Source organism: Faecalibacterium gallinarum, from assembly GCF_022180365.1.
GTDB lineage: Bacteria > Bacillota > Clostridia > Oscillospirales > Ruminococcaceae > Faecalibacterium > Faecalibacterium gallinarum.
Window position 1 is genome coordinate 1 of record NZ_BQKV01000102.1, and the last position, 12,182, is coordinate 12,182.

At 58.8% G+C, this 12,182-nt stretch carries 9 protein-coding genes; 5 read left to right on the forward strand and 4 right to left on the reverse strand.

Annotated elements, in window-relative coordinates:
* Nucleotides 1–187 precede the first annotated feature (187 nt).
* Together JCM17207_RS11945 and JCM17207_RS11950 are read right to left on the reverse strand one after the other, a co-directional pair.
* A complete protein-coding gene (locus JCM17207_RS11945; protein WP_238317858.1) occupies nucleotides 188–805 on the reverse strand; it encodes a sugar O-acetyltransferase in 618 nt (205 codons plus the stop codon).
* 16 nt (nucleotides 806–821) lie between these two features.
* Entirely contained in the window at nucleotides 822–3,068 is a 2,247-nt protein-coding gene (locus JCM17207_RS11950; protein ID WP_238317859.1) for an alpha-galactosidase, read from the reverse strand.
* 225 nt (nucleotides 3,069–3,293) lie between these two features.
* On the opposite strand from JCM17207_RS11950, the gene JCM17207_RS11955 reads away from it, so the two are divergent.
* From JCM17207_RS11955 to lacZ, 5 genes are all read left to right on the forward strand, one after another.
* The gene (locus JCM17207_RS11955; RefSeq protein WP_238317860.1) at nucleotides 3,294–4,256 is read left to right on the forward strand and encodes a helix-turn-helix domain-containing protein; all 963 of its coding nucleotides are present in this window, start codon (nucleotides 3,294–3,296) and stop codon (nucleotides 4,254–4,256) included.
* 256 nt (nucleotides 4,257–4,512) lie between these two features.
* Nucleotides 4,513–5,850: an ABC transporter substrate-binding protein gene (locus JCM17207_RS11960; RefSeq protein ID WP_238317861.1), complete on the forward strand. Its 1,338-nt coding sequence runs from the start codon at nucleotides 4,513–4,515 to the stop codon at nucleotides 5,848–5,850.
* A gap of 118 nt (nucleotides 5,851–5,968) precedes the next feature.
* The gene (locus tag JCM17207_RS11965) at nucleotides 5,969–6,841 is read left to right on the forward strand and encodes a carbohydrate ABC transporter permease (protein WP_238317865.1); all 873 of its coding nucleotides are present in this window, start codon (nucleotides 5,969–5,971) and stop codon (nucleotides 6,839–6,841) included.
* Nucleotides 6,834–7,697: a carbohydrate ABC transporter permease gene (locus tag JCM17207_RS11970; protein WP_373871968.1), complete on the forward strand. Its 864-nt coding sequence runs from the start codon at nucleotides 6,834–6,836 to the stop codon at nucleotides 7,695–7,697. The genes JCM17207_RS11965 and JCM17207_RS11970 overlap by 8 nt, the downstream gene beginning before the upstream one ends.
* A 152-nt stretch (nucleotides 7,698–7,849) precedes the next feature.
* Nucleotides 7,850–10,915 carry a beta-galactosidase, LacZ type gene (gene lacZ, locus JCM17207_RS11975; RefSeq protein ID WP_238317862.1) on the forward strand — a complete coding sequence of 1,022 codons (3,066 nt, stop codon included), beginning with the start codon at nucleotides 7,850–7,852 and terminating at the stop codon, nucleotides 10,913–10,915.
* Between the two features lie 89 nt (nucleotides 10,916–11,004).
* On the opposite strand, the gene JCM17207_RS11980 is transcribed toward lacZ, so the two are convergent.
* Complete coding sequence (locus JCM17207_RS11980) at nucleotides 11,005–11,910, reverse strand: IS3 family transposase (RefSeq protein ID WP_309295414.1); 906 nt, start codon at nucleotides 11,908–11,910, stop codon at nucleotides 11,005–11,007.
* Nucleotides 11,844–12,182, reverse strand: a 339-nt coding sequence (locus JCM17207_RS11985; RefSeq protein WP_238317864.1) for a helix-turn-helix domain-containing protein, incomplete at its 5' end; no start/stop codon positions are given. The genes JCM17207_RS11985 and JCM17207_RS11980, both read right to left, overlap by 67 nt.

A 12,182-nucleotide genomic window follows, 5' to 3' on the forward strand; every position in this document is an offset into this window, starting at 1 on the left:
ATGATCGACCGATACATCCAGTTTTATAACCACGAGCGAATCCAAACGAAAGCAGGAGTGGCTCCGCTAACGCTCCGCCACTCCTGCTGAATCCTAATCTCCTACACTTGGGGCTTTTTTGTACTGTCCACACAATTTGGACCGGTTCAAATACCCGGACGGGGGCTGTGTTTTTTAGAAAGGGCGGTTAAAGGCCCAGTTTTTCCCAGCGGATTTTCCGCTCCCGGTAAAAGTACTCCCGGTCGTGGTCGCTGATGGGGCGCAGCACCCGGCAGGGGTTGCCCACCGCCACCACATTGGCGGGGATGTCTTTGGTCACCACGCTGCCCGCGCCGATGACGGAGTTCTCCCCAATGGTCACCCCGGGTACCACGATGACCCCGGCTCCCAGCCAGCAGTTTCGCCCGATGTGGATGGGCAGATTGTACTGGTAGGCTTTTTCCCGCAGCTCAGGCAGGATGGGGTGGTTGGCGGTGGCCAGGATGCAGTGGGGGCCGATCATGGTGTAGTCCCCCACATAGATGTGGGTGTCATCCACACAGGTCAGGCCAAAGTTGGCGTAGACGTTTTTGCCGAAATGGACGAACCGCCCGCCCCAGTTGGAATAGAAGGGGGGCTCGATCCAGCAGTTTTCGCCGCACTCGGCCAGCATCTCCCGGAGCATCCGGCCCCGTTTTTCCCGTTCGGTGGGGCGGGTGGCGTTGTAGTCGTAGAGCCGCTCCAGGCACTGGTCCTGGACCGCCAGAATCTCCCCGGCCCCGGAGTCGTAGATCTCCTGGCTGTGGACGGTTTCGTCAAAGTTCATGGGGGACTCCTCCGGTTCAGCGGGTTTTCTTGATCAGGATCTGGGCGCTGGGGTAGTCGCCGTAGAGCTGGGGCAGGGTCTGGCCTGCGTACATCAGCTGTGCGCCGGTGAACTTCTGTCCTGTGATCTCTTTGGCCCAGGTATGGGCGGGCAGCTTCTCGGGCACGCCCGGGAATTCGCACCGGACGATCTTGTACACCCCGTCGGGGTCCAGACCCTTCCACTGGATGTGGAGGGGCAGGGGGTTGCCCTGGGGATGGACCACCACCAGATTCATCAGAGCCTCCGAGGCATCGGGGGCGGCGAACTGCCAGCCGTGCCAGAAATCGGCCTCGAGGGGACTCGTCAGCCGATAATAATCGCCGGTGCGGATCAGTTCGGCGTAGCTCTGGTAACGGGCAATCTGCTTTTTGACCAGGGACATCTCCTTCCGGCTGAGCTTATTCAGATCCAGCTCATAGCCAAAGGTGCCGGACATGGCCACCACACCCCGGGTGCCCAGGGGAACGGTGCGGCCGGTCTGGTGGTTGGGGCAGGCCGAGACATGGGCGCCCATGGAAGAAACCGGGTAGCCGAAGGAGGTGCCGTACTGAATGGTCAGCCGCTCGATGGCGTCGGTGTTGTCGCTGCACCAGAACTGGGGCACATAGGCCAGCATACCGGCATCGAACCGGCCGCCGCCGCCGGCGCAGCCCTCAAACAGAACGTGGGGGAACCGGGAGGTCAGCCGGTCCATCAGGGCATAGACCCCCAGGATGTACCGGTGGAACACCTCGCCCTGGCGCTCGGGGGGCAGGGCGTGGCTGTACACGTCCGCCATGTTCCGGTTCATGTCCCACTTGATGTACTCGATGTGGTTCTCGCTCAAAAGCTTGGTGAAGCAGTCGGTCAGATAGTCCACCACCTCGGGGCGGCTCATATCCAGCACCAGCTGGCCCCGGCCCAGGATGGGCTGGCGGCCGGGCAGGGTCAGGGCCCAATCGGGGTGGGCGCGGTAGAGGTCCGAGTCCTCGCTGACCATCTCGGGCTCGATCCAGATGCCGAACTTCATTCCCAGGGCGTTGATCTTTTCGATCAGGGGCGAAAGGCCCCCTTTGAGTTTTTCGGTGTTGACGAACCAGTCGCCCAGGCCGCTGGTGTCGCTGTCCCGCTTGCCGAACCAGCCGTCGTCCAGCACCATCAGCCCCACGCCCAGGCTGGCGGCCTTCTGGGCGATGGCGTAGATCTTGTCCTGGTCGAAGTTAAAATAGGTGGCCTCCCAGTTGTTGATCAGCACCTCGCTCATCTGGGTGCCGGTGGAGCGGCAGAGGGACTGCCGGATGAACCGGTGATAGTGGCGGGACAGTTCGCCCAGGCCCTCGTGGGTGTAGCAGAGCAGCACCTGGGGGGTGGTGAAAGTTTCGCCCGGGGCCAGATGCCACCGGAAGCCGTCGGGGTGGATGCCGGTGACCAGACGGGTGGAGCCGTTGTAGTCCACCTCGATGTCGGTGCAGTGGTTGCCGGAGTAGACCGGCATCACGCCGTAGCAGCTGCCCCAGTCCTCAGTGGCAGCGGGCTCACAGAGGATCACAAAGGGGTTGTGATGGTGGCTGGAAGCGCCCCGCACACTGCCCACCCGGCGGATGTCCCGGCCCAGATGGGTGCGCTCGGGCTGGCGCTCCATGGCGTGGCGGCCGTGGAACTGGATCAGGTCCCACTTGCCGAAGGGCAGATCCAGGCAGGCGGAAGCGGCCTTTTCCAGGGTGAGGGGCTCACCGCTCTCGTTGGTCAGGACAGCGGCCCGGGTGATGATGTCCTGGGCCTCGTATACGCCGTAGAAAAGCTGGACCCGCAGCCCCAGCACGGTGTCCCGCAGCTCGATGGTCAATGTCTCGCAGTCCTCGCCGAAAGAAGCGGGCAGCCCCTCCAGGGCATAGGCCCCGGCCTGGACACTGTGGCCGGCGTAGACGAACTCAGCGCCCCGGGCGCCCCCGGCGTTCACGACATCCGCTGCCGGTACCCGGAAATCTCCCCGGTTGGCGGCGGGGTATTCCTGGGGCAGAACGTCCGGAGAGTAGGAGCCCCGGACGGCCTGGGCCGCGTAAAAGTCGGGGGAGAAACCGTGGTCGGCGGTGGGGTAGAGGTGGAAGTTGTTTCCATCGCCGATCCGGCGGCCATAATACAGGTGCAGCAGGTGGCCCATGGGGTCCAGCTGCATCTGGTAGGTGGAGTTTTGGGTGTGAAGGGTAAAGGTTGAGGTTTTTTCTTCAAATCGAATGCTCATAAGCCGATTCTTTCCTCCGCGGTTGTGGTGTGTTAAATTGCTCTTATTATAGCGATAAGAATAGCAACAGTAAATACAATTTTGTTGATCCGGGCAAGAGTTTTGTCGAGATATACAGGCCCGGACCCGGCAAAAACAGACTGGGAGGATTGCGCCGGCGGCCTCTGGCGCATATAATAGGTTTAAAAAAGCAAAACGCTGCCCACGGCAGCGGGGGAGCTGTTTATGGAAACAAAAAATAGCCGAAACAAGCCCACCATTCAGCTGCGCTATTATGAGCTGCCGGAACATGAGCCCGCCCTGGCCCTGCTGGGGGAGGAGTGGCTGCGCAGCTACGGCACCGAGGCGGAGGATCTGCACTTTCACAACCTGATGGAGGTGGGGTTGTGCCAGTGGGGCGAGGGCACCATTTATATTGATGAGCAGAAATACGAATACCAGGGGGGCGTGATAACCCTCATTCCCGCCAACTGCCTGCACACCACCATCAGCCGGGACCACGGCCTCAACCAGTGGGAGTATCTTTTCATCAATCCCCAAAGGATCCTCCGCAAAGCGTTCCCCGACGACCCGCTCTTTGTGGAGATGATGGTCCGGCGGCTGGCCAGCGGCGCCAAATATCTGACCGAGGCCGAGGATGAGTCCCTGGCCCGGCTGATCCGCCTGGCGCTGGACGAGTACCGCACCCCGCAGAACTACCACACCGAGGTGGCTCACAGCCTTTTGACCTCTCTGCTATTGCTGGCCGCCCGCCTCTATGAGAGCGACGGCAACAACCCAGTGCAGCTCATCAATGCCGGGCTGCACCAGATCATGCCCGCCATGGAGTACATCGACCGGGCCTATATGAACCCCATCTCCATCCAGGAGATGGCAGCCCAGTGTTCCCTCAGCGAGGCCCACCTCCGCCGGAAGTTTAAAGAGTATCTGAATATGTCCCCGAACGAGTACCTGACCGCGGTGCGGATCCGGCAAGGGTGCGATCTGCTCAATACAACCAGCTGCTCCATGCTGGAAGTGGCCCTCCGGGTGGGGTACCAGAGTGTTTCCTCCTTTGACCGTAATTTTCAGAAAATTGTGGGGATGACTCCTTATCAATACAAGAAAAACAGCAAAGATTATAAAGGCAAGGTTCTGGAGTATAAAATTTCAGCCCGAAAAGGCTGGAAAACCAAGGAGGATCTCTGAGAACCGCCTGTGATCCTGTGAAAAATTATCGGCCGGTTTTGTGAAATCTACCAAATCCGGGGGAGATAGAGAGCAAATTCAATCCACAGATGATTGAATTTGCTCTTTTTTTGATTGGAATTACCCGCAAATTCGCAGAAATGGTTGGTATAATACATACAATGAATGGATGGAGAAGGAAAAGAATTGTGAAAAATATACATATTTCTTTTCCTCCAAAATCCGACGGATCATTTTGGATGAAGGAGAAATTGCTATGAAAAAGATCACTCGTCGTTCGTTCCTTGCTGGTCTGGCCGCGGTCAGCGCCGCTGGTGTCCTGGCCGCCTGCGGCAGCAGCTCCAGCTCCACCGCAGCTTCTACCGCTGGTTCCACCGCGGGCAGCACCGCTGCTGAGGGCGGCCACAAGCTGACTGCCTACGCCTGGGATGCCAGCTTCAACATCCCCGCTCTGAACGCCGCCGCCGCCGACTACAAGGAGAATGTGGACCCCGACTTTGAGCTGGAGATCATCGAGCAGTCTCAGTCTTCCGACGTCGAGAACGCCATCACCCTGGCCGCTTCCGCCGGCGATTACAGCACCCTGCCCGACATCGTCCTGTTCCAGGATCACTACATCCAGAAGTACGTCAGCGATTATCCCGACGCCTTTGTCCCCGTTGAGGGCGCCGACATTGACTGGACCGGCATCAGCGAGGAGAAGCTCTCCTACTCCACCATCGACGGCGTGCACTACGGCGTGCCCGTGGACAACGGCACCGTTATCTTTGCCTACCGCACCGATCTGCTGGAGCAGGCTGGCTACACCATCGACGACATGACCGGCATCTCCTGGGCCGACTTCATCAAGGTGGGCCAGGACGTCTACAACGCCACCGGCAAGTACCTGCTCTGCATGGACGGCGACGGCAACGACCTGATCTACATGATGCTCCAGGCGGAGGACGCTTCTCAGTTCAAGGACGGCGAGCCCTTCATCACCGGCAACGAGCCCCTGCGCCAGGTCTGCGAGGTCATCGTTGAGATGGTCCAGAAGAACGTCTGCTACCTGGCCAACGACTGGTCCGGCTACATCAACCAGGTCATTCTGGGCGACATGGTTGCCGGCGTCATGAACGGCAACTGGATCATCCCCACCATCTGCCAGGTGCCCGAGAACTCCGGCAAGTGGGAGATCACCTCTCTGCCCACCCTGGCCGGCGGCGAGGGCTACGCCTCCAACGGCGGCTCTTCTCTGTACATCACCGCCAACTGCGACAACGTGGATCTGGCCAAGGAGTTCCTGGCCTACACCTTCGGCGGCAGCACCGTGACCTACGACAACGCCCTGCGTGACGGCGGCGTCATCACCACCGTTCTGGCCTGCGGCGAGTCCGACGTTTACAACGAGGGTGTGGAGTACTTCAACAACACCCCGATCTACGCACAGATCGTCGAGATGGGCGGCAACGTGCCCATCATCGAGCAGAGCGACTACCACTACCGTGCCCGTACCTACATGGCGGCGGCCATCATCAACACCATCAACGGCGCCAACCTGGATGACGAGCTGGCCAACGCTGAACAGCAGATCCGCTTTGAGATGGGCCTGTAAGGCTGGCAAAACGGACGCTAACCTGTGAACCGGAAACGGGGAATCCCACGCGATTCCCCGTTTTTCGGGTTCAAGCGGAAAGGAGGGCTTTCTCTTGAAAGCAAATCATGGCACCCTAATGGCGAAACAGCGCCGCGCGGGCTGGTTCTATCTGCTGCCCGGCACCCTGCTGATCACCATCATGAGCTTTATCCCCATCATCAACGCGGTGTTCACCTCGCTGAAAACCGGCTCCAGCGCCAACATGAAGTGGGCCGAGCCCCTGTTCTATAACTACACCCGTATGCTGAAGGACCAGCTGTTCCAGCGGTCGATGGTCAACACCTTCCTGTACCTGATCATCGAAGTGCCCATCATGCTGATCCTGGCCATGCTGCTGGCCCAGCTGCTGAACAACCACGATCTGCGGTTCAAGGGCTTCTTCCGTACCTGCGTGTTCCTGCCCTGCGCCACCTCGCTGGTTTCCTACTCTTTGATCTTCAAATCCCTCTTCGCCACCGAGGGCCTGGTCAACACCATCCTGGTCAAGATCGGCATCCTGGAGACCAACTACAACTTCCTGGGCAACCCCACCAGCGCCAAGATCATTATCATCATCGCCCTGATCTGGCGCTGGACCGGCTATAACATGGTCTTCTTCCTGGCGGGCCTGCAGAACATCGATTACTCGGTGTACGAGGCCGCCAAGATCGACGGCGCCAACGGCTGGCAGACGTTCTGGAAGATCACCGTCCCCCTGCTGCGGCCCACCATCGTGATGACCGCCATCATGTCCATCAACGGTACCCTGCAGCTGTTCGACGAGTCGGTCAACCTGACCAACGGCGGCCCGGCCAACTCTACCATCACCATGTCCCATTACATTTATAATAACTCCTTCGGCCAGGGCGTTGCGAACTTCGGCTACGCCTCGGCGCTGTCCTTCATCATCTTTGTGATGGTGGCGGTGCTGTCCTTTATCAATATGAAGGTAGGTGACAAGCGTGACTAAGACGATGGAAGCCCCCGCAAAGGCAAAAACCGGCAAGGCCAATCACTCCACCATCCAGCGGCGTCTGATCCCGGCCTACATTTTCCTGATTATCGTCTCCTTCCTGTCGGTGTTCCCGCTGCTGTGGATGATCTCCGCCGCCACCAATACCTCTCTGGATGTGGCCCGCGGCAAGATCATGTTCGGCAGCTATGCGCTGGAAAACTTCAAGAACCTGATCACCCAGCAGAACCTCTGGGGCGCCATGAAGAACTCCTTCGTGTACTCCATTGTGCAGACGGTGGCCTCCCTGTTCATCTGCTCACTGGCGGGTTTCGGCTTTGAGCTCTACCACGACAAGGGCAAGGACCGGCTGTTCGGCATCCTGCTGCTGGCCATGATGGTCCCCCAGGTGGCCACCATGGTGCCCCTGTTCAAGATGATGTCCCAGATGGGCCTGCTGAATACGGTCTGGGGCTTCATCCTGCCCAGCCTGTCCACCCCCTTCCTGATTATGATGTTCCGCCAGAACTCTCGCAACTTCCCGCTGGATCTGATGCAGGCGGCCCGGATCGATGGCCTGAGTGAAATCGGGATCTTCTTCCGGATGTACGTCCCCATCATGAGATCCACCTATGCGGCTGCGGCGGTCATCACCTTCATGAACGCGTGGAACGCTTACCTCTGGCCCAAGGTCGTCCTGAACCAGGCCGACGCCCAGACCATGCCCATGCTGATCGCCAACCTCTCGGCCGGTTACAGCATCGACTACGGCGTTTTGATGATGGGCGTTCTGTTCTGCTCCATCCCCACCATGATCGTCTTCTTCATCCTGCAAAAGCAGTTTGCCGAGGGCATCACCGGTGCGGTGAAGTAAGATTCCGCCCTGTTTTTCCCCTTTCGTAAAAACGTAAAAAACTAAATTATCTCTCTCCTTCATCCGCCTGCTCAAAGCCGAGCAGGGCTTGCCCGGGGGGCTTTAGCCTCCCGGGCGGGAGGAGAGATTTTTTTGAAGTGAGGTATCACACCATGGCAGCATTTGACTATGCAAAGGTAAAAGATCCCACATTTTTCGCAGAGAACGTCCTGCCGCCCCACGCCAGCGGAAAAATCTACCCCACCCGGGAAGAGATGCTGGCCGGCGAGAGCTCGATGGCGCTCCGGCTGGACGGTCTGTGGAAATTTGCCTACGCGAAAAACTACGCCAGCGCCATCCCCGGCTTTGAGAAAGAGGATTATGACTGCACCCTCTGGGATGAGATCCATGTCCCGGCCCATATCCAGATGGAGGGCTACGACGTTCCCCAGTACGCCAACACCCAGTACCCCTGGGACGGCCGGGAGGAGGTCCAGCAGGGGGGCATCCCGGAGCGGTTCAACCCGGTGGCCAGCTATGTCAAATACTTCGAGCTGCCCGAGGCCATGCAGAACAAGCCCCTGCGGGTGGAGTTCGAGGGCGTCGAGAGCGGCATGGCCCTCTGGCTTAACGGCCAGTATGTGGGTTACACTGAGGACACCTTCTCGGCCCACGCCTTCGACCTGACCCCCTATGTGAAACCCGGCATCAACAAGCTGGCGGCCCAGGTATTTAAGTGGACTTCTTCCAGCTGGTGCGAGGACCAGGATTTCTACCGCTTCTCGGGCATCTACCGCAGCGTCTGGCTCTATGCCATCCCCGAGGTGCATCTGGAAGACCTGTCGGTCCGCACCCTCTTTGAGGGGGAGGGATTCTCCCACGCCGACCTGGAAGTCAAGCTCAAAACCTCCGGCGCCGGCAGTGCCTGCCTGACCCTGAAAGAGGGGGAGAAGGAACTCTTCTCCGAGTCGGTCTCTCTGGAAAAGGCCGCCCATTTCAGTCATCGGGTGGAGTCGCCCAAGCTCTGGAGCGCCGAGGAGCCCAACCTCTACGACCTGGAAATCGTGCTGTACAACGCCGCCGGGGAGGCGGTGGAGTACACCACCCGAAAAGTCGGTTTCCGCAAATTTGAGATGAAGGGCAACCGGATGCTCATCAACGGCAAGCGGATCGTCTTTAAGGGGGCCAACCGCCACGAGTTCAGCGCCGTCACCGGCCGGGCCTGCTCGCCGGAAGAGACCGAGCTGGACGTTCGGACCATGAAGCAGAACAACATCAACGCCATCCGCACCAGCCACTACCAGAACCAGGATCTGCTCTACGATCTGTGCGACCGGTACGGCCTGTACATGATCGCCGAGAACAACCTCGAGACCCACGGCACCTGGGACGCCTACAACATGGGCACCCGGGGCAAGGAGTTCCTGCTGCCGGATGGCAAGCCCGAATGGCGTGAGATGATGCTCAACCGTCTGCGGGCCACCTATGAGCGGGACAAAAACCACCCGGCGGTGGTGATCTGGTCCCTGGGCAACGAGTCCTTTGGCGGCGAGACGCTGCTGGAAATGTCCGAGATGCTCCGCCAGCTGGACAACACCCGCCTGGTCCACTACGAGGGCGTGTACTGGGATCCCCGTTACCCCCAGACCACTGACATGGAGAGCCGGATGTACGCCAAGGTGACCGACATCGAGGCCTATCTGGCCCAGGGGGATGTCCGCCCCTTCATCAACTGCGAGTACAGCCACGCCATGGGCAACTCCTGCGGCGCGCTGCATAAGTACACCGAGCTGGCCGACCGGGAGAACTCGGGCTACCAGGGCGGCTTTATCTGGGACTACATCGACCAGTCCATCTTTAAGAAGGACCGGTACGGCAAATGGTTCCAGGCTTTCGGCGGCGATTTCGGCGAGCGACCCACCGACTATAACTTCAGCGGCAACGGCATCGTCTACGGCGGCGACCGCGCTCCCTCCCCCAAGATGCAGGAGGTCAAGTTCTGCTACCAGAACATCGCCGTAGAGGTGGACGCCGCAGCCTTCCGGGTCTGGAACAAAAACCTCTTTGTCTCCACGGATGCTTACGACTGCTTCGCCCTGCTGCAAAAGGACGGCGTGCTGGTCCGGGAGTGGAAACTGGAGGGGATTACCGTGGCCCCCGACTCAAAGCGGGACTTCCCCCTGCCGGTGGAGCTGCCCACCGCCCCCGGCGAGTATGCCCTGACCATCAGCTTCCGGCTTAAGGCCGATACCCTCTGGGCCAAGGCGGGCCACGAGGTGGCCTTCGGCCAGGGGATCATCGCCAAGATCGACGCTCCCGCCAAGGCGAAGGCTGCCCCCTTTGTGGTCACCTGCGGCACCCATAACATCGGGGTGCGGGGCGAGCACTTCGATGCGCTGTTCTCGGACCTGAACGGCGGCCTGACCTCCTACCGCTGGGGCGGCAAGGAGATGATCGAAGAAGTGCCCCGGCCCAACTTCTGGCGCGCCCCCATCGACAACGACATGGGCAACAACATGGCGGGCCTGCGGGGCCAGTGGAAGCTGGCCAGCCTCTATGCCACCACCAAAGGGGTGGGCAAAGCCATTCCCAACCCCACCGGCGGCACTACTTATATTAACCCCGTCCATGAGGTGCTGGAAGACAGCGTGGTGGTGAAGTACCAGTACAATCTCCAGACCACCCCGGCGGCCGGGTGCACCCTGACCTATCGGGTCTTTGGGGACGGCCGGATCGAGACCACCCTCCATTGGGATCCGGTGGAAGGCCTGCCCGGAATGCCGGAGTTTGGCGTACTCTTCAAGATCAACGCCGACTATGACCACCTGGAGTGGTACGGCAATGGCCCCGCCGAGACCTACTGGGATCGCCAGCACGGTGCAAAGCTGGGAGTCTACCGGAACCTGGTGGCCGACAACATGGCCCAGTACCTGGTGCCCCAGGAGTGCGGCGCCAAGACCGGCGTCCGCTGGGCCAAGGTCACCGACCGGAAGGGACGGGGCCTGCTGTTCACGGCGGCAGAGCCCATGACCTTCTCGGCCCTGCCCTACACCCCCCACGAGATGGAAAATGCCCGCCACCCCTACGAGCTGCCCCCGGTCCACTACACCGTGATCCGGGCCATCGGCGCCCAGATGGGCGTGGGCGGCGACGACAGCTGGGGCGCACCGGTCCACCCGGAGTACATCCCCGACGCATCCAAGTCCATGGACTTTACCTTCAGCTTCCAGGGCATCTGATCTTTAAAACCCATCCAAACAGAAAAGAGCCGGACGGCGTAGGTGAAGTGACCCCAAAAAGTTAGACAATAATTTGAAATAAAAATAGTTCAAGCAGCCGAAAGGGCTTGTTGTCTGTGAATTGCAGGCGGCAGGCCCTTTAGCTTTGCCTTAATACGCCGGTTATTGTAGTAATCCAGATAGTCAATGAGCTCTTGTTTGAAGTGCTGCATGGACTGGAACTTTTGCAGATAAAGCAGTTCACTTTTTAGCAGGCCGAAGAAGTTTTCTGCCACTGCATTGTCCAGGCAGTTTCCCTTGCGGCTCATACTTTGCCGGATGCCTTTAGCTTTGAGCATACGCTGGTACTGTTTGTGCTGGTATTGCCAGCCCTGGTCGGAATGGAGAATCAGCCCGGTTCCATCCGGTATAACTGCAAAAGCTTTGTCGAGCATGGTTGTTACCATACTCAAAACCGGCCGTTCAGAGATGGTATAGCTGACCAGATACCCGTTGTGCAGATCCAGAATAGGAGAAAGATAGAGTTTCTGTCCAAACAGACTGAACTCTGTCACATCGGTAACCCACTTTTGATTTGGCTTTTCTGCGTAAAAATCTCTGTTCAGCAGATTGGGCGCAACCTTGCCTACATTTCCTTTGTAAGAGCGATATTTTTTCACTCTGACACGACAAACCAGTCTCAGCTGCTTCATGAGTCTCTGTACTGTCTTGTGGTTCAGATATATTCCTCTGCTGCGAAGCGCAATCGTGATACGCCGGTAGCCATACCGACCTTTATTTTCGTGGTAGATGGCAGAAATCTCTGTCTTTGCTTGTGCGTATTTATCTATCCTGTGCATCTGCTTTCGGTGGTAGTAGAAGGTGGCACGGGGCAGCTGAGCGATTTCAAGCAGAACAGACAATGGATATTTCGGCCTCAGTTTTTGGACTACCAGGGCTTTTTCCTCTGGCGTCGCTCTCGTTCCAAAACCAAGGCTTGTAAGTTTTTTAAGTATTCATTCTCCGCTCGAAGTCTCTGAACCTCTGCCAGCAGATCTTCTTCTACCTCTTTCGGCAGCTGCCGAGGACGTCCTTTGTTCCCTCGGCCACGCCGTTCCACTTCAAAGCCTTCCGGACCTTCAGTCAGGTAAATTTGCTCCCATTGTTGAATTCGGTAATGGTTGCATACTTGAAAGCGCCGGGCCGTTTCCCGGTAACCCAGCTTTTCTTCCAGCATGGTTTCGATTACCATTTTCTTGAATTCCGGTGTATATCTCTTGTTTGGCTT